Source organism: Bradyrhizobium daqingense, from assembly GCF_021044685.1.
Lineage (GTDB): Bacteria > Pseudomonadota > Alphaproteobacteria > Rhizobiales > Xanthobacteraceae > Bradyrhizobium > Bradyrhizobium daqingense.
On the sequence record NZ_CP088014.1, the window covers coordinates 5,479,818 to 5,497,610 of the forward strand.

16 protein-coding genes are annotated in these 17,793 nt (G+C 63.9%); 6 read left to right on the top strand and 10 right to left on the bottom strand.

All coding sequences use genetic code 11. The features are described 5' to 3' along the window. The first annotated feature begins 7 nt into the window (after positions 1 to 7). From LPJ38_RS25940 to LPJ38_RS25960, 5 genes are all read left to right on the top strand, one after another. Entirely contained in the window at positions 8 to 1,117 is a 1,110-nt protein-coding gene (locus LPJ38_RS25940; protein WP_145639615.1) for an ABC transporter ATP-binding protein, read from the top strand. Further along, positions 1,114 to 1,881: an SDR family NAD(P)-dependent oxidoreductase gene (locus tag LPJ38_RS25945; RefSeq protein ID WP_145639617.1), complete on the top strand. Its 768-nt coding sequence runs from the start codon at positions 1,114 to 1,116 to the stop codon at positions 1,879 to 1,881. The genes LPJ38_RS25940 and LPJ38_RS25945 overlap by 4 nt, the downstream gene beginning before the upstream one ends. A gap of 468 nt (positions 1,882 to 2,349) precedes the next feature. Further along, positions 2,350 to 4,110 (top strand): adenylate/guanylate cyclase domain-containing protein, encoded by a 1,761-nt coding sequence (locus tag LPJ38_RS25950; RefSeq protein ID WP_158644787.1) that lies wholly within the window; start codon positions 2,350 to 2,352, stop codon positions 4,108 to 4,110. A 42-nt stretch (positions 4,111 to 4,152) separates the two neighbouring features. Then, positions 4,153 to 4,974 carry a phosphatase PAP2 family protein gene (locus tag LPJ38_RS25955; protein ID WP_145639623.1) on the top strand — a complete coding sequence of 274 codons (822 nt, stop codon included), beginning with the start codon at positions 4,153 to 4,155 and terminating at the stop codon, positions 4,972 to 4,974. Further along, complete coding sequence (locus LPJ38_RS25960; protein WP_145639626.1) at positions 4,971 to 6,035, top strand: G1 family glutamic endopeptidase; 1,065 nt, start codon at positions 4,971 to 4,973, stop codon at positions 6,033 to 6,035. Before LPJ38_RS25955 ends, LPJ38_RS25960 begins: the two co-directional genes overlap by 4 nt. A gap of 6 nt (positions 6,036 to 6,041) precedes the next feature. Here LPJ38_RS25960 and lpxB read toward each other — a convergent pair whose 3' ends face one another. The 3 genes from lpxB to lpxA are packed head-to-tail and all read right to left on the bottom strand — an operon-like array spanning position 6,042 to position 8,890. Further along, positions 6,042 to 7,226, bottom strand: a complete 1,185-nt coding sequence (lpxB, locus tag LPJ38_RS25965; protein WP_145639629.1) for a lipid-A-disaccharide synthase — start codon at positions 7,224 to 7,226, stop codon at positions 6,042 to 6,044. Further along, entirely contained in the window at positions 7,223 to 8,080 is an 858-nt protein-coding gene (locus LPJ38_RS25970; RefSeq protein ID WP_158644788.1) for an LpxI family protein, read from the bottom strand. Before LPJ38_RS25970 ends, lpxB begins: the two co-directional genes overlap by 4 nt. Positions 8,081 to 8,098: 18 nt before the next feature. Further along, positions 8,099 to 8,890 (bottom strand): acyl-ACP--UDP-N-acetylglucosamine O-acyltransferase, encoded by a 792-nt coding sequence (lpxA, locus tag LPJ38_RS25975; RefSeq protein ID WP_145639635.1) that lies wholly within the window; start codon positions 8,888 to 8,890, stop codon positions 8,099 to 8,101. Between the two features lie 176 nt (positions 8,891 to 9,066). Here lpxA and LPJ38_RS25980 point away from each other — a divergent pair, with 176 nt between their 5' ends. Then, positions 9,067 to 9,411 carry a KTSC domain-containing protein gene (locus LPJ38_RS25980; RefSeq protein WP_145639639.1) on the top strand — a complete coding sequence of 115 codons (345 nt, stop codon included), beginning with the start codon at positions 9,067 to 9,069 and terminating at the stop codon, positions 9,409 to 9,411. 6 nt (positions 9,412 to 9,417) lie between these two features. Here LPJ38_RS25980 and fabZ read toward each other — a convergent pair whose 3' ends face one another. The 7 genes from fabZ to LPJ38_RS26015 form a co-directional block, all read right to left on the bottom strand. Continuing rightward, entirely contained in the window at positions 9,418 to 9,879 is a 462-nt protein-coding gene (gene fabZ / locus LPJ38_RS25985) for a 3-hydroxyacyl-ACP dehydratase FabZ (RefSeq protein WP_024341283.1), read from the bottom strand. Further along, the gene (gene lpxD, locus LPJ38_RS25990; protein WP_145639641.1) at positions 9,876 to 10,943 is read right to left on the bottom strand and encodes a UDP-3-O-(3-hydroxymyristoyl)glucosamine N-acyltransferase; all 1,068 of its coding nucleotides are present in this window, start codon (positions 10,941 to 10,943) and stop codon (positions 9,876 to 9,878) included. Before lpxD ends, fabZ begins: the two co-directional genes overlap by 4 nt. A gap of 125 nt (positions 10,944 to 11,068) precedes the next feature. After that, positions 11,069 to 13,594, bottom strand: a complete 2,526-nt coding sequence (bamA, locus tag LPJ38_RS25995) for an outer membrane protein assembly factor BamA (protein WP_231088405.1) — start codon at positions 13,592 to 13,594, stop codon at positions 11,069 to 11,071. Positions 13,595 to 13,771: 177 nt separating this feature from the next. Continuing rightward, on the bottom strand, positions 13,772 to 14,923 hold the full coding sequence (gene rseP / locus LPJ38_RS26000; RefSeq protein ID WP_145641181.1) for an RIP metalloprotease RseP: 1,152 nt from the start codon (positions 14,921 to 14,923) through the stop codon (positions 13,772 to 13,774). 44 nt (positions 14,924 to 14,967) lie between these two features. Continuing rightward, the gene (dxr, locus tag LPJ38_RS26005; RefSeq protein WP_145641183.1) at positions 14,968 to 16,191 is read right to left on the bottom strand and encodes a 1-deoxy-D-xylulose-5-phosphate reductoisomerase; all 1,224 of its coding nucleotides are present in this window, start codon (positions 16,189 to 16,191) and stop codon (positions 14,968 to 14,970) included. Positions 16,192 to 16,195: 4 nt separating this feature from the next. Next, positions 16,196 to 17,038: a phosphatidate cytidylyltransferase gene (locus tag LPJ38_RS26010; protein ID WP_145641185.1), complete on the bottom strand. Its 843-nt coding sequence runs from the start codon at positions 17,036 to 17,038 to the stop codon at positions 16,196 to 16,198. Further along, positions 17,035 to 17,790 (bottom strand): isoprenyl transferase, encoded by a 756-nt coding sequence (locus LPJ38_RS26015; RefSeq protein WP_060736188.1) that lies wholly within the window; start codon positions 17,788 to 17,790, stop codon positions 17,035 to 17,037. Before LPJ38_RS26015 ends, LPJ38_RS26010 begins: the two co-directional genes overlap by 4 nt. Between the last annotated feature and the right edge of the window lie 3 nt (positions 17,791 to 17,793).

Here is a 17,793-nt window from a genome sequence, read left to right on the forward strand (position 1 = left end):
AGTTGTCATGGCAGCACTGAGCATTCGCGCCCTGTCCAAGCGCTACGCCAATCTCGAGGTGCTGAAGGACATCGCGCTCGACATCGAGAGCGGCGAGTTCACCGTGCTGGTCGGCCCGTCCGGCTGCGGCAAGTCCACCCTGCTCAACATCGTCGCCGGGCTCGACCGCCCGAGCGCCGGAACGATCGAGATCGGCGGGCGCGTCGTCAACGATGTCGCGCCGAAAGATCGCGACATCGCCATGGTGTTCCAGTCCTACGCGCTCTATCCCTCGATGACGGTGCGCCAGAACATCACCTTCGGCATGGAATGCCGTCATGTGCCGAAGGCCGAGCAGGAGAAGGCGGTCGCCAACGTGGCCAAGCTGCTCCAGATCGAACCGCTGCTCGGCCGAAAGCCATCGCAATTGTCCGGCGGCCAGCGCCAGCGCGTGGCGATGGGGCGCGCGCTGGTGCGCGATCCCCTGCTCTTCCTGTTCGACGAGCCGCTGTCCAATCTCGACGCCAAGCTGCGCGTCGAGATGCGGATGGAGATCAAGCGGCTGCACCAGCGCATCGGCGCCACCATCGTCTATGTCACCCATGACCAGATCGAGGCGATGACGATGGCGACGCGGATCGCGGTGATGCATCAGGGCAGCGTGCAGCAATTCGCCGATCCCGATACCGTGTACCGCTATCCCGCCAATCTGTTCGTCGCACGCTTCATGGGCTCGCCCCCGATGAACACGATGCCGGCGCGGCTCGAGACCGAGAACGACGGGCTGGTGGTCGTGATCGGCGCGGGCCGGCCGGACGAGCTTCGTCTGCGCCTGAGCGGATATGACGCGGCAGCGCCCTTTGTCGGGCGCGACGTGGTGTTCGGCATCAGGCCGGAATGCATCGCCGAAGGCAGCCGCGTGTTTTCCGGCGATGCGCCTGTTCTCGTCGACGCGCCGGTGGACATGATCGAGCCGACCGGCGCCGAGACGATGGTATCGCTGCGGCTCGGAGGCGCGCCGGCGATGGCGCGCGTGTCACCCGATATCCGCCCCTCGCCCGGCGCGTCCGCCGCCTTCGCGCTCGACACGCGCCGCATCTGCTTGTTCGACCCCGAGACGGAGCGACTGATCGCATGACCAAGACGACCTATTCAGGCCTCGCGGGCCGCGTAGTGTTGATCACCGGCGGCGCCAGCGGCATCGGCGCCGCGTTCGTGCGGGCCTTCGCGGCCCAGGGGGCCCGCGTCGCCTTCCTCGACATCGACACCAAGGCGGGCGAAACGCTGGTGCGGGATATCGCGGCCGCGGGCGGGGTCGCACCGCTGTTCGTGCCCTGCGATCTCCTGGATATCGACGCCTTGCGCACAGCAATGACACAGATCCAGCGCTCGCTCGGCGATGCCGCCGTTCTCGTCAACAACGCCGCCAACGATCAGCGCCAGGTTCTCTCCGAGGTGACGCCGGCCGAGTTCGATTGGACGATCGGCGTCAATCTCAAGCACGTCTTCTTCGCGGCGCAAGCGGTGGTGCCGCAGATGCAGGCGCGTGGCGGCGGCTCGATCATCAACATGTCGTCGGTCGCCTGGATGCGCGGCGCACCGGCGCTGCCGACCTATGCCGCGGCGAAAGCAGCGATCGTCGGCTTCACCAATTCACTGGCCCGGCTGGTCGGAGGCGACCGCATTCGCGTCAACGCGATCGCACCGGGCATGGTGATCACCGAGCGCCAGCGCCGGCTGTGGTATCCGGACGAACAGGTCATCGCCGAAATTCGCGCGCGGCAGGCCGTTCCCGGTGCGGTGACGCCCGAGGACATCGCCAGCATGGCACTGTTCCTAGCCTCCGACGAAAGCCAGCGCATCACCAGTCAGTGCTTCCGCGTCGATGGCGGACTTGCGTAGGGCGACTGCCCATCAGATCGATTAGGGCTCGCTTTGCCATCGGATCATCTTTGACAACGGCGCTGAGAAGGCGTCCGCAAAACCGAAGAATACGTGTCACATTTGATTGAGGCGATGACCGTCAGCTACGATCTCGCAAGCAGGAATACGGACTGAATATCCCGTTGGCAGCGATCCGGACCGTATTTGTCTTGGCCGCACGCGCCATAGGCGGCGCCGTTTTTCGCCGATGAATGAGGAACCTGCCCCTGACCGCCGCTCACGGACTAGTTGCGAAAACGAGGTTTGATCTGGTTGCGCGAGACAACCGCGGCTTGTGAAACCCGGAAAAACAGGCTTAGCTAAGGCGATATTGCCCAACAGCAGCACGGACCCACGCATCAGAGTGACCACGGATACGCAACTATGGCCTCCCCCCGTGAACCCGATGCCAGCCCAAGACCCGACCCGATTGTAGGGCCACACGCCTTGCGAGAGGTTGCCCCTGGTCAGCGCAAGCTGGTTGCCGTGCTCGCCGCCGACATCGTGGGTTACAGCCGATTGATGGAAGCGAACGAGGAAGATACCCACAAGCGGGTCCTCTTGCTGCGGGCAACGATTATCGACCCGACGATTGCGAAGTACAGGGGACAGGTGATCAAGAACACCGGAGATGGTTTTCTTGCAGTGTTTGACAGTGCAAATGACGCCTCTCAATGCGCGCTTGCAATTCAGTACGGCGCCAATGCGATGTCGGCGGAAGAACCGGAACATCGCTTCATCAGTCTTCGGATGGGGATCAACGTTGCCGATGCGATCTTTGAACGAGAGGATATTTATGGCGATGGCGTGAACATCGCCGCTCGGCTGCAGACCTACTCCGAGCCCGGCGGCATCGTCGTCTCAGGTGCCGTCGCGGATCAGATCAGTGAACCGGCCGGCGTCTCCGTCGTCGACTTCGGCGAGCTGCATCTGCGGAATCTGTCGCGCCCCGTCAAAGCGTTTGGGCTGCGCATCGAGCGGTCACCGAAGCCAGTGGCAGATAGTCCAGTCAGAGCGCAGGGGCGACCATCCATCGTCGTTCTGCCATTCCGCAATCTTGCCAGTCAGGATGATGCCTATTTTGCCGAGGGGATTGTCGACGAAATCATTCACGCGCTCTCCGCGCTGAAGGAGCTGTTCGTGATATCGCGGGGGTCGACTCTGGGTTACGGCAGCGAGATCATCGATGTCCGCGCCATCGGTCGCGAACTGGGCGTGCGCTATGTGCTCTATGGCAGCGTTCGCCGTTCGGGCGGGCGGCTGCGTATCAATACCGAGCTCAACGACACCGAGTCGGGCAACATCATCTATTCCGATCGCTACGAAGGCGAGCTCAGCGAGCTGTTTGCACTGCAGGAGCAAATCTCGACGCGAGTGGTCACGACGATCGCGCCACATGTTCGCGAGTGGGAGCGTGCACGGGCTCTGCGCAAGCATCCGCAAAACTTGACGGCCTACGATCTGGTTCTCCAGGCGCTGAGTTACCTGTACCATATGGACTACGACTCGTTCTCACGGGCGCGCGGATTGCTGCAGCAGGCTGTCACGCATGATCCCAACTATGCGCCTGCCTATTCATACCTCGCATACTGGTACATGTTCAGGGTTGGCCAGGGTTGGTCCACCGATGCCGCTGCCGATAGCATCGAGGCGTCGCGCAACGCCTCCAAGGCGATCGAGCGCGATGGCAACGATGCGCTCGCTCTGGCAATCGACGGTCACGTGCATTCGTTCATGTTCAAGGATTTCGAGACAGCGACCCGCCTGCTGGACCGGGCGATCACGGTCGGCCCCAATTCGGCCATGGCCTGGACCATGAGCAGCGCGACCTGCGGCTATCTCGGCGAGGGCCCAACCGCGGTCTTGCGCGCCGAACATGGCTTGCGCTTGTCGCCGCTGGATTCACACGTGTTCTGGCACGAACACCTGCTTTCCCAGGCCCACTACATCAACGGCAATTTCGATGAAGCGGCCGCCTGGGGTTGGCGAGCGGCGAAGCATAATGAGCGCTTCACCTCAAACTTCCGCATCCTCGCAGCCAGCCTGGTGGCCATCGGAAAGTTTGTAGACGCGCGCCAGATCGCGCAACGCCATATGCTGGTTGATCCGAATTTCCATTTGCAGGCCTGGGCGGACCGCACGCCGCTCAACGCGACCACCCGCGACAATCTTCGACAGCGACTCAAGGCGGCAGGATTTCCAGAGTGAGTTTTTAGCAAGAGATAGGCGGCAAATCATTAGGAGGCTGCGATGGCAGGCAACGCCGGGAATGCGGGAAACGCAGGTAATGCTGGGAATGCAGGAAACGTCGCCAATGCAGGCTCGGGCGGCGGCGGATGGATCTTTCCGGATCGCGTGGACCTGCCGTTCATTACGGAAACCGGCGTCAGCACCAACCGCACCACCGTCACCGAGTTCCCGGACCGGAGCTGGACTCCGGACTGGTACGCCTGGCGGCTGCTGGCCGAATTCGCCATTTACGACGGATGGAGCACGATCACGGTTGCCCCACCAAACTATGCGAACACCGGAGCTGAGATCGACGCGCTCGTGACAATGGCCAAAGACGAGCGGGCGGACGCGCTCGGCGAGATTTTTGCGCAGAACGACGAGTTTCTGAGCTACTTCATGGCGCTTCTCAACGTCACGCCAAACTCACATCCAAACACCTGTCGCGTGATGACGACGGCAAGCCTGATCGCACTCCAGGTCGCGATGCATTGGAAAGCCTACTACAAGCGACCACGACCGCCGCAAATCTGCCCCGCGCTGTTGCCGCCGATTCAGGTTCCAGGCCACGCGTCCTATCCCAGCGGACACGCGACTCAGGCGCATTTGGTCGCGCTCTGCCTGAAGTCGGTGCTACCTGCATCGGTGCAGCCGATGGCGAACGATCTCACCGTTCTCGCAGGTCGGATCGCGCGAAACCGCCAGATCGCCGGTCTCCACTACCAGAATGACACTGACGCCGGCGTTCGATTGGCCAGTGATCTCTTCAATATTTTGGACAACAAAACGTCCGTGCCAAGTTTCGATGACTTGGTCACAGCTGCCAAGGGGGAGTGGCCATGAGCGCGCACGCGAGTGGTCTCGAACTGAGCAAGCTTCCTACGCGGGACGAATTGATCGCGAGTCTGGGTCGGCAGATATTGTTGCCACCGCCACCGCCGCCCAAGGACTTCGACGCGCTGAATGCCGATGCGCGGGAGCTCGAATTCTATCGGCTTCCGCCCAAGCCGCCCCCGGGCGCGGGACGCACGGCAGAGGCGCTATGGGCGAAGCTTCTTTCCAAGCCTCTCGAAGTTCTGCCTATGATCTATCCGGGCTCCGCTCCCGACTTTCGTGTCAACCGCGGCCGTTTGGGCGCGGGCTATCCCGGCCGACACGAAACCAGCTTCAACTGGTCGGGCGCATGTATTGCGGCGACGGAGGGCGCCCAGTTCACACAGGTGTGGGGGGCCTGGCAAGTCCCCAAGGCAATGGCCCCCTCAGCCGCGCCGGGCGATTATCGCTGTTCGACCTGGATCGGGATCGATGGTCATCGGCGCTTCGATATTTCGCTACCGCAGATCGGGACGACGCAAAAGATCGTGGTTGCCGCTGACGGCAGCGTTGGCCCGCCGTCCGCGGAAGCATGGGTTCAATGGTGGTTTCGCGGTGACCGCGACACTGGCCCGTGGATACTCCGCAACTTTCCGGTCCGACCGGAAGACCGCGTCAGATGTGTTCTCACCGTTTTATCTCAAGACCACGTCCGTTTTTTCATCAAGAATGAAATGCAAGGCGGAAAGTCGCTTTCGGTCGATCTCCTTGCGCCGACGATTCCGAATCCCTACCCGATCGGATTTCCCATCGAATTTCCGGCGCGAGGCCGTACGGCGGAGTGGGTCACGGAGCGGCCCACCGTTTTGCATGCGACCGACCTTTATCGCTTGCCCGACTATGGCGTGACGAAGTTCGAGGACTGCTTCGCGCTCGCGGGCACGGGCGGGATCGGCTTTCAGCCTCAATATCTGGAGAATGCCAGACTGATCAAGATGATCGAGATCCGCGACAATCCGCATCGGACCGCGCCACTGTCAAAAACGGATAAACTGGACCAGCAAACCGTACAAACCAGTTTCGTGGGCTGAACTTCTTTAGCTCGTTCGCCTGCCCTTGCGCATCGTCGCCAGCACGATGTCCGCAGCGAGAACGCTCGGCGATTTGTTGCCGGTCGACATGATCTGATCGAGCCGGGCGAAGGCCTCGACCTGCTGCCGGCGCAGCGGCGAATCCGTCAGCAGCTCGGCGAGCGCGGGCGCCAGCTTCTCGGGCGTGCAGTCCTCCTGCAGATATTCCGGAATGACGTCCTTGCCGATGACGAGATTGGCGAGGATCACCGAGGAGACGCGGATCGCGCGGCGCAGGATGAAGGCCTCGATCGCGCCGACGCGATAGGCCGTCACCATCGGAATGCCCGACAGTGCGAGCTCGAGCGTCACCGTGCCGGATTTTGCCAGCGCCGCGTGGGCCGTGCGGAAGGCGGCGCGCCTCTCGCTCTCGCCGATCACGATCTGCGGCTTGACCGGCCAATTCGCGATGCCCTCGCGAATGGTGGCTTCGAGATGCGGCATGGTCGGCAGCATCAGGTCGAACGCGCGTCCCTCCGCTTGCAAGCGGCCGAGCGCCGCGCCGAACACGGCGAGGTGATGCCGGATCTCGCTGCGACGGCTGCCGGGTAGCACCAGAAGAACCGGCGGCTCACTGTTGCGCCGCGCCTGCTCCTCCGTGTTCGGCCGCAGCGAGCCCAATTGCTCGATCAGGGGGTGGCCGACATAGCTGCAGGGCGGGCCGCCGAGCTTGCGGTATTCCTCCGGCTCGAACGGCAGGAGGCCGAGCACGTGATCGACATAGCCCAGCATGGTCCGCGCGCGTCCCGGCCGCCATGCCCAGAGCTGCGGCGAGACGTAATCGACGATCGGAATTGCCGGACTGCGCGCACGCACGCGGCGGGCGACGCGATGGGTGAAATCGGGGCTGTCGATGATGACGAGTGCATCGGGCGCGGCCTCGGTCACAGCGTCGGCCGTCTCGCGGATCAGCCGCAGGATCTTCGGCAATTGCTGCACCACCGCGGCGAAGCCGACGATGGAAAGCTCCTCGATCGGAAACAGCGTCTCCAGCCCTTCGCGTGCCATGGTGCGGCCGCCGACGCCGACGAACTGCACGCCGTCGCCGAGGCGCTGGCGCAGCACCTTCATCAAGGCGCTGCCTAGCCTGTCACCGGATTCCTCGGTGGCGATCAGGAAGATCTTCCGCTTGGGATCGCGCGACTGCATCACGCCGGCAGGCCGATGACGAAGAGATATTTGGCGTCGGCAAGCGCGATCATCGCCTGCGGCTCGGCCGCAATGGTGTTGCCGGCGATGACGGCGATGCCGGCAAGCCCCGCGGCCGCGACGCGCTCGATGGTGCGCGGGCCGATCGTCGGCAGGTCGAAGCGCAGGTCCTGACCGCTCTTCGGCGCCTTCACCAGCACGCCGCGTCCCGTCGCGGCGCGAATGCGGCCCTCCTCGCGCAGCCGCGCCACGCGCGTGAGCAACGCGTCGGTGCCCTCAATATCCTCGACCGCCACCACATGGCCGTCGATCACCACGGCGGCCTGGCCGATGTCGAACGGGCCCAGCGCGGTTAGAACCGCACGCCCGCGCTCGATGTCGGCCTTGGCATTGTCGTTCGGCCAGGCACGGCTGATACATCCCTCAGGCATCAACAGATCAGGCGCGACATCCTTGATGCCGACCATGCGAAAGCCGTCCTGCTCGAGAAGCCGGCCGACGCCGGAGAGCAGATGATCGTCGCCGCCGCGAAAGGCGCGGATGACATTGCCGAGCAGGCGCAGCGTCTTGATGTCGAAGCGGATCTCGGACAGCGAGGGTCGCACCAGCGTGCCGATGAAGATGAGGTCGCGGCAGCCCTCCTCGCGGAACAGCCGCATCGCGCGGCCGAGCTGGCCGACCGAGATCCAGCGGTGACGGAATGGCTCCACTCGCGCAGGATCGCAGGCGCCGCGCAGCGGAAACAGCACGGGCGTAATGCCGCGCGCGACCAGCGACTCGGCGACCGCAAACGGCATGGCGCCGCCGCCGGCGACGATGCCGACCGGTGACGAAACCTCCGAAGCCGCCGATGTCATGCCCGCGGCCATCCGGGATCACCTCGCGATGGCTGGAAGACAGAGCGGGCGCTTGCCCTTGCCGATGAAGTCGAGGATTTCGGCGATCGCAGGGTCCTCGCTCGCGAGCGGTCGCGCCGCCTCCAGCCGCTCGGCGAAGGTGCCGGGGCCAAGGAAGAGCTTTTGGTAGAACGCGCGCACGGTCGCGAGGCGCTGCTTGGTGAATTTGCGCCGCTTCATGCCGATCAGATTGAGGCTCTCCAGCACGGCATATTGGCCGTTGACCAACCCGTAGGGGATGACGTCGTCGCGCACGCCGCATACGCCGCCGACCATGACATAGGGACCGATGCGTGTGAACTGGTGCACCGCGGACAGGCCACCGATGTAGACGGCGTCGCCGATCTCGCAGTGACCGCCGAGCGTTGCCGAGGTCGCGAAGATCACGTTGTCGCCAACCATACAGTCATGACCGACATGGCTGTTGTTCATGAAATAGCCGCCATTGCCGACGCGCGTCAGCCCGCCGCCCTTGATCGTGCCGACGTTCATCGTCGCACCTTCCCGGATGGTGCAGCCGGAGCCGATCTCGAGCCGGGTCGGCTCACCTTTGTAGCTGAGATCCTGCGGGGCGCCGCCGAGCACGACGAACGGCGAGATCACGCAGCCATCGCCGAGCGAGGTATGGCCGATGACGGTGACATGTCCGATCAGCCTGCAATTCTCGCCGATCACCACGTTGGGGCCGATGATGCAATAGGGTCCGATCTCGGTACCCTCGCCGATCACGGCGCCGTCCGCGACCCGTGCGATGGGATCAATCTTGCTCATCAAGCCAATCTTACTCGTCAAGAAGGTCTGGTTATGTATTGAAGTCGCTCGGTTTTCGGCTGGTTAGCGCGACTATGCCCGATCTGTCCAGTGACGTATCATCTCGCCGTGTTTCAAGTGCCGGATGAGGCGGCCGTCCCGGCCCCTCAACGCGTTCATGCGGAGCTTCAGCCATCGTGGTCAGGGCCCTGGTTCTTCTGCTTGCACAGCTGGCGGCTACGCCGATCGTGCCCGAGACGGTGGAGACCGGCGAACACCGTCTGGTCGATCTCGGGACTTTCGAATGCCGGGACATCACCCGCAGCACGGTGCTTCAGCGCGTCTGTTACGATGGCGCGCAACAGGACCTGATTGTCGCCAGCAACGGCATCTATGTTCGCTATTGCGGCGTGACGGCCGAGACGGTCGAACATCTCCTGGGCGCGCGCTCCATGGGGCGGTTCTTCAACCAGAACATCAAGCGCGAGGCCGCCACGGGCCGCTACGCGTGCCGGATGGGCGAACCGGTGCAGAGAAGTTAAGGCCGCTCAGTCCGTCAGCATGGCGCCGACGTCGGCTTCCGCGACGACCTGGCCGTTGACCTTGGCATCGCCGTGAAACCACCACATGGCCTTGCGGCGGCCGAGTGAGCGCATGTGATATTCGATGGTATCGCCGGGCAGCACCGGCTTGCGGAACTTGCACTTGTCGATGGTGAGGAAATAGACCGCGCGTGGCTTCTCGGTGCCCTCGACCGACTTGATGCCGATCACGCCCGCGGTCTGCGCCATCGCCTCGATCATCATCACGCCGGGATAGACCGGACGCTCGGGGAAGTGCCCCTGGAATGCCGGCTCGTTGAACGTCACGTTCTTGATGCCGATGCCGCTGTAGTCGGCGCGGATGTTGATCACGCGGTCGATCAAGAGCATCGGAAAGCGATGCGGCAGGGTCTGGAGGATGGCGTTGATATCCACTAGCTCGAACTTAACAGGTGATTCCGCCGTCATTCCCGTCCCTCGTCCTTCGCATCGGCCTTGCTGTCGCGTACCAGACGCTCCACCGCGATGATCTCCTTGAACCATTGTTTGGTCGGCTTGGCGAAATGCCCGCCCCAGCGTCCACCCGGCGGGATGTCATCCTTGACGGCGCTCATGGCGGTCACCTGAGCTCCGTCGCCGATCTTGAGGTGGTTGTTGATGCCAACCTTCGCTCCCAGCGCCACGTTGTCGCCGATGGTCAAGCTGCCCGCGAGGCCGATCTGGGCCGCCAGCAGGCAGTGCCGTCCGATCGTCACATTGTGGCCGATCTGGACCTGATTGTCGATTTTGGTCCCCTCGCCGATCACCGTGTCGCGCAAGGACCCGCGGTCGATCGTTGTGTTGGCGCCGACCTCGACGTCGTTCTGGATCAGCACCCGCCCGGTCTGCGGCACCTTCAGATGCCCCTCGGGGCCGAAGAAGATGAAGCCGTAGCCGTCTTGGCCGATCGAGCAGCCCGGATGGATCAGCACATTGTTGCCGATCAGGGCGCATTGGATGGCGGTGCGGGCGCCGACATTGCAGTCCCGGCCGATCTTGACCCCGGGGCCGATCACCGCGCCGACGCCGATCACGGTGCCGCTGCCGATCTCGGCGTCCGGGCCGATCACCGCCAGGGGATCGACGATCACGTCGTCCTCGAGCCGAGCCGAGGGATCGATGATGGCGGACGGCGCGATGCCGGCATTGCCGACCCAAGATTGCGGCCTGAGCGCGTCTGCGTGCCATTCCCGTGCGATCCTGACGAAGGCACGGAAAGGCTGTGCCACGCGCAGCACGGCCACGTGCGCGGGCACCTCAGCCTCGAAGCGCGGGCTCACGAGGCAGGCCCCGGCCCTGGTCGCCCTGAGCTGGTCGGCATATTTCAGATTGTCGAAGAACGTCAGATGCATCGGGCCGGCTTCGTCGAGCGAAGCAAGGCCCTTGATGACGTGCTGCCCCCGCGCAGGATCGACCAGCTGCGCCTTGGTCAGCGCGGCAATGTCGGCCAGCGCTGACGCCGGCGGTTGTGTGAAGAAGGTCGGCTGCGCCATTCCACCCCGTCGCGGTCCGGCTTCGGCATGAAGCGCTCAGGCCGCATCATGCCTCATCTGCAGGATTGGCACGATCCCTTTCGGAAACCGGCTCCAGTGATCCGGATCGTGCCGTGCTGATCGAATTAGAACGTCGTGCCGCCGCCGAACCGGAACTCCTGCGTGCGGTCGTACTTGCCCTTGCTGAGCGGCACCGCGTAGTCGAAGCGCAGCGGACCGAACGGCGACTGCCAGATCAGACCGACACCGACCGACGAGCGGATCACCTTGCTGTCGTCATACACCAGGCCCGTGCACGTTCCAGCGCTCGGCGGGTTGATCGTCGACGGGATACAGCCTGGCACATTGACCTCATTGGTCGCGATCCAGCTCGTGGGTCCCTTATAGTCGTAGAGGCCGCCGGCATCGGCATAGACCGCGCCCTTCAGACCCACTTCCTTCGGCAGGAACCAGAACGGCATCTGCAATTCGAGCGAAGCGCCCCAGTACTTGGTGCCGCCGAGCGCATCCTGCGTGCCGAAGGGATTCAGGTCGCGCGGACCGATGCCGTTCGGAGCGAAGCCGCGGACGAGGTTCGGGCCCATCTGGAAGTGGTCGAGCATCCGCAAATCATCGTTGATCTTGGTCAAGATGCCGCCCTGGAGACGAACGATACCGACGATATCAGACACCAGCGGCGCGTAGTACTTTCCGTCCGCCACGGTCTTCAGATAGGAGACGTCGCCGCCGACGCCGGCGAAATCCTGCCGGAAGTCGACGAGCAGACCGTCGGTCGGGTTCTTGTTGTTGTCCAGCGTGTTGTAGGTCAGCGTATAGCCGAGCGCCGAAGTCAGGGTCTTGCCGCCAGCAAGCTCTCTGCGCACCGGCAGCGAGGCTTCGCCGTCGCTGTAACAGCCAAGGCCGTTGGTGGACGGATCCAGAGGAATACCGGTGGCAGCCGAGAAGGCCGGGCTGGGGTTGAATGCCGCCGAACCGAGGACGTTGTTACAGTTCGCCAGGTAACTCGGCAGCGAGATTTCCTGCTGGTAGACCGAGTAGCGCAGCTGGAGCGCGAGGTCTTCCCGCAAGGAGAAGCCGAGGCGCGGCGAGAAGCCGAGCGTCTTGGTGCCGTACGAGATGTAGCTGTTGGACAGCTGCTCGCGCTGATAGAGGTCGAGACCGAGCGCGACGCGGTAGTCGAGCAGATACGGCTCGACGAACGACAGCGAGTAGCCGCGCGCGTACTGGCCATAGGTCACCGACGCCTTGGCGAACAGGCCGCGGCCGAGCAAATTGCGTTCGGAGACCGAAACTTCCGCCAGCGCGCCGTCGGTCGTGGAATAGCCGCCCGAGATCGAGAAGTCGCCGGTCGATTTCTCTTCCATGTCGACGATCAGGATCACGCGGTCGCTCGACGAGCCGGGCTCGGTCGTGATCTTCACACTCTTGAAGTAATCGAGGTTCTTCAGGCGCCGTTCGGCACGGTCGACCAGCGCGCGGTTGTAGGCGTCGCCCTCGGAGATGTCGAACTCGCGGCGGATCACGTAGTCGCGTGTGCGGGTGTTGCCGCGCAGGTTGATACGCTCGATATAGGTGCGCGGGCCCTCGTCGATGTTGAACACGACGGAGACGGTGTGCGCCTCGAAATTGCGGTCGCCGCCCGGGCGGACCACGGCGAAGGCATAACCGCGGCGCGACGCCTCGATCTGCATTTCTTCGACCGACTTCTCGACCGATTCGACGTTGTAGAGCGAACCGGCATAGACGCGCGAATAGGCCCGCAGCGACGAGGGATCGAAATTCGGAATGCTGGAGCGGAAGTCGACCGAACCGACCCGGTATTGCGCGCCTTCCTCGATCTTGAAGGTGACGTTGAAGCCCTTCTTCTCGGGATCGTATTCGGTGAGCGCGGCCACCACCTGGACGTCGGCAAAGCCGTTCTTGAGATAGAAGCGGCGGATCAGGTCGCGGTCAGCCTCGACCCGATCGGGGTCGTAGATGTCGCCGCTGGCGAGGAAGCTCAAGAGGTTGGATTCGCGGGTCTTGATGACGTCGCGCAGGCGATAGGACGAGAACGCGTTGTTGCCGACGAATTCGATCGACTTGACGCCCGTCTTGGCGCCTTCCTCGATCGTGAAGATCAGGTCGACGCGGTTGTTCGGCTGCTCGATGACCTCAGGCGTGACGCGCACGTCATAGCGGCCGGACCGGCGATAGATTTCGGCGATTCGCAGCGTGTCGGACTGCACCATGGCGCGGGAGAAGGTGCCGCGCGCCTTGGACTGGACTTCAGACGTGAGCTGCTCGTCCTTGATCTTCTTGTTGCCCTCGAAGGCAATGCGACCGATCACCGGGTTTTCCACCACGGAGACGATGATCTGGCCGCCGGCGCCGCGATTGATCCTGACGTCCTGGAACAGGCCGGTCTCGATCAGCGCCTTGAGGCCGTCATCGATGGCGGCTTGGTCCAGGCGGCCGCCCGGACCCGGCTTGAAATAGGAGCGGATGGTCTCCACCTCGACACGGCGATTTCCTTCGACGGAAATCGACTGGACGGTCTGAGCGAGCGCAGACGAAGAGACAAAAACAGCCCCAACCGGGGCAACCACCGGCGCGCCGAACATGATCAGGGTTGCGAGCAAGCCCCCCCGGAGTCGCAGTCCAAACTTCATCGCGCAACGCGCCCTTATCATTCCATACCAGACCCAACCCCAACGCCGGTCTGGAAGATTCCCCAAGTTCAGGCCGCTTGTAGCCAATTTCCCCGACGCCGCAAACGGCCGAGCGCGCCGTAATTTCAATTTCATTCCAAGACGTTGCTCAACAGCAACGCCACAAAAAAGCCCCTATCACGAAGCCGCCATCCGCAAGATGTCGTTGTAGGTCGCAAACACCATCAACATCAGCACCAAACCGAGCCCGATTCGGAACCCCATCTCCTGAGTCCGCTCGGACAGAGGCCGGCCGCGAACCACTTCGGCCGCGTAGAACATCAGGTGGCCGCCATCGAGCAGCGGAATCGGGAACAGGTTCAACAGGCCGATCGATACCGACAGCACCGCGCACAGGTTGATCACGAACTGGAACCCGGCGCTGGCTGCCTGCCCGGACATCTTCGCGATTCCCAGGACGCCGCTGACCTCGTTGGGATTGCCGTGTCCAACGAACAACGAGCCCAGGAACTTGAAAGTGCTGGTGATGATAAACCAGACCTGCTCGACACCAATCTTCAGCGCTTCGCCAACCCCAACCGGCGCGGTCGAGGCCTCGCCGGCCTGCGACTTGTGCTCGATCCCGAGCACGCCGACACGGTGGCGGTTGCCGAAGGGATCCTTGCGTTCGAGTAGCGCGGGCGTCGCCGTCAGCGACACGATGGCGCTGTCGCGCTTCACCTGGAACGCAAGCGCTGAACCTGCGCTCATTGCAACGATTCGCTGCATGTCGGCGAAGCTCTCGATCGGCTTGCCGTCGATCTGGACGACGACGTCCCCGACCTTGAAACCGGCCGCCGCCGCCGCGCCGTCCGCAACGACGCCGTCGACCCGCGCGATCGTGCTCGGCTTGCCGTAGTACAGCGCCATGGCGGCGAAGATCAGCGCGCCCAGGATAAAATTGGCGATTGGTCCGGCTGCGACGATGGCGGCACGGGGACCGACCTTCTTGTGGTGGAAGCTGCCGGCGCGCTCCTCGGCCGTCATGGACGAAAGGGTCTGCGCCGACGGGGTCGAGGCCTCGCTCTCGTCGCCGAAGAACTTGACGTAGCCGCCGAGTGGAATCGCGGAGATCTTCCACCGGGTGCCATGGCGGTCGTTGAAGCCGACCAGCTCCGGGCCGAAACCGAGCGAAAAGGTTAACACGCGAACGCCTGCCCAGCGCGCGACCAGAAAATGGCCGAGCTCGTGGAAGAACACGACGATGGTCAGGACGAACAGGAAGGGAACCGCGTAACCCAGGAGCCCATGGCTCAACGTATTGAAACTATGGACAAAAAAGTCGATCATCGAAGTCCCTCATCCAGCGCCGCAAGGCCCTGGCCCCAAGCCATCTAGGATGCCTTTAAGGCAATTTGAGGCAATAGGGCGGCAGCTCTATTTCGCGCAACATGGTCAACGGATATTGCATCATCGGCCGATGTCATCGGGGCCTGGTTCCCGCTGCGGACCCAGTCGTCCAGCGTCGCCTCGACCAGCCGCGCGATCGCGCCAAAGCGGATCTTGCCGGCGATGAAGGCGGCGACCGCCACCTCGTTGGCTGCGTTATAGACGGTGGTCGCCCCCTTCCCGGTCCGAAGCGAATCAAAGGCCAGGCGCAGGCCCGGGAAGCGCTCGAAATCGGGCGCCTCGAAGGTCAGCTGGCCGATCTTGGCCAGATCGAGCTTGGCCGCCGGCCCCTTGATGCGGTCGGGCCAGCCGAGGCAATGCGCGATCGGCGTCCGCATGTCGGGCGCACCGAGCTGCGCCATCACCGAACGGTCGGAAAACTCGACCATGCCGTGAATGATCGACTGCGGATGCACCAGGACGTCGATCTCGTCGGGCGAGAGCGCGAACAGATAGGACGCCTCGATCACCTCGAGCCCCTTGTTCATCATCGAGGCGGAATCGATCGTGATCTTCTGGCCCATGCTCCAGTTCGGATGCTTCAGGGCCTGCTCGAGCGTCGCCTGCTCGATGTCAGCCGGTTTCCAGGTGCGGAACGGGCCGCCGGACGCCGTGATGATGACGCGGACGAGCTCGTCGCGATTGCCGGAGGCCAACGCCTGGAACAGCGCATTGTGCTCGGAATCGGCCGGCAGGATACAGGCGCCTGCCTTGGCCGCGCGCTGCATGAAGAAATCGCCGGCGCAGACCAGGCATTCCTTGTTGGCGAGCGCGACATGCGCACCGCGATCGACCGCCGCCAGCGCCGGCTTCAGTCCGGCTGCGCCGCTCACGGCCGCCATCACCCAGTCGGCCGGACGCGCACCCGCCTCGATCACCGCGCTTTCGCCGGCGCCGCATTCGGTGCCGGTGCCCGCCAGCGCGGCCTTGAGCTCGCCGAGCTTGGAGCTATCGGCAATCGCGACGAAACGCGCGGAGAATTCCTTGGCGAGCTTGGCGAGCGCTGCGACATTGCCGTTCGCCGTCAGCGCCTCGACGCGGTAGCGCTCGGGCGAGGCGCGCAGCAGATCCATCGTGCTGTCGCCGATCGAGCCGGTGGCGCCGAGGACCGTGACGCTGCGAACGCTGGTCGCAGCAAGTTTGTTGTTACGCAATGGGACCGCGCTCATATCCTCACCAAACCATAAGACCGCTTCCGGCGCTATGCACACCATGGCGGAGAAAGCCGATAATCCATGCCACCAGGATGGCGGCGACAAAACCGTCCAGGCGATCCATGAGCCCGCCATGGCCGGGAATTAAGTGACTGGAATCCTTGACACCGAAGCGCCGCTTCACCGCGGATTCGAACAGATCGCCCAATGCCGACACGACCGACAAGATGGCGCTGATCAGCAGCAGCGGAATGAGCTTTCCGATCCCGCAAGCGGCAAAGCCGGCGGCAACCGCAAGACTCGCGGCAAAGCCTCCGAATGCCCCCGCCCAGGTCTTCTTCGGGCTCACGCGCGGCCATAGCTTCGGCCCGCCAATGCTGCGACCGGCGAAATAGCCGCCGATATCGGTCGCCCATACCACCAGTAGCACGAACATCAGCGCGGAGAAGCCGTTGACGAGATCCTTCCGCACCAGGATCGAAGCCAGCAGCGCCGCCGCGGCATAGGCGAAGCCGGTCGCCGCCCAGACGAACTTGCCCCGCGCCATCAGCGTCACCACCGCGCCGCCGACGAGGCCGACGATGACGGAGGTTTTCAGCCCGCCGAAGGCGACGGCGGCTCCCATCATGGCGATGACGATCGTCCCTGCCCCCGTCAACGCGGTCGATGCCGCGCCTACCACCATCAGCCATTCCGCGAACAGCCCAATCGATACCAAGGTGACGAGAAGCGCCCACAGCCAGCCACCGGCGTAAGCGATCGCAATGGTCAGCGGCGCCAGCACCAGGGCTGCGAGGACCCGCATCACCAGATTGCTCGGGGCAGGCTTTCCGCCCGCCGATGCGGCGTCGGGTTCGCTCACGAGGCGGTTTTCGCGACCAGGCCGCCGAAACGGCGCTCGCGCCTGGCAAATTCGGCGATCGCGCTTTCCAGCGCGGCCTTGTCGAAATCGGGCCAGTGGATCGGCACGAAGACCAGCTCGCTATAGGCGGCCTGCCACATCAGGAAGTTGGACAGGCGCTGCTCGCCGCTGGTGCGGATGATGAGATCGGGGTCGGGAATGTCGGGCGCATCGAGATAGGTTCCGAGCGTTTCCGCGTCGATCGTTTCAGGATCGCGCCTGCCCTCCGCGACCTCGCGCGCCAGCTTCTGGGCCGCTTTCGCGATCTCCTGCCGCGAGCCGTAGTTGAAGGCGACGACGAGCGTGAGGCGCGTGTTGTCGCGCGTCAGCTCCTCGGCCTCGTTGAGCAGCGCGCAGATGTCGCTCTCCAGCCCTTCGCGCTCGCCGATGATGCGGACCTTGACGCCGTCGCGATGCAGGCTCGCCAGATCGTTGCGGATGAAGCGCCGGAGCAGGCCGAACAGATCGCCGATCTCGCTCGCCGGCCGCGACCAATTCTCGGAAGAGAACGAGAAGATGGTGAGATAGCGGATGCCGAGCTCGTGCGAGGCGCGCACCACGCGGCGCAGCGCGTCCACGCCGCGGCGATGCCCTTCCGCACGCGGCAGACCGCGCGCGGCCGCCCAACGCCCGTTGCCATCCATGATGATGGCGACATGCGCAGGCGCCTCGGACCGATCGGGTCCTTCCGTTGCGGGCGCGGCGTTGGACATGAA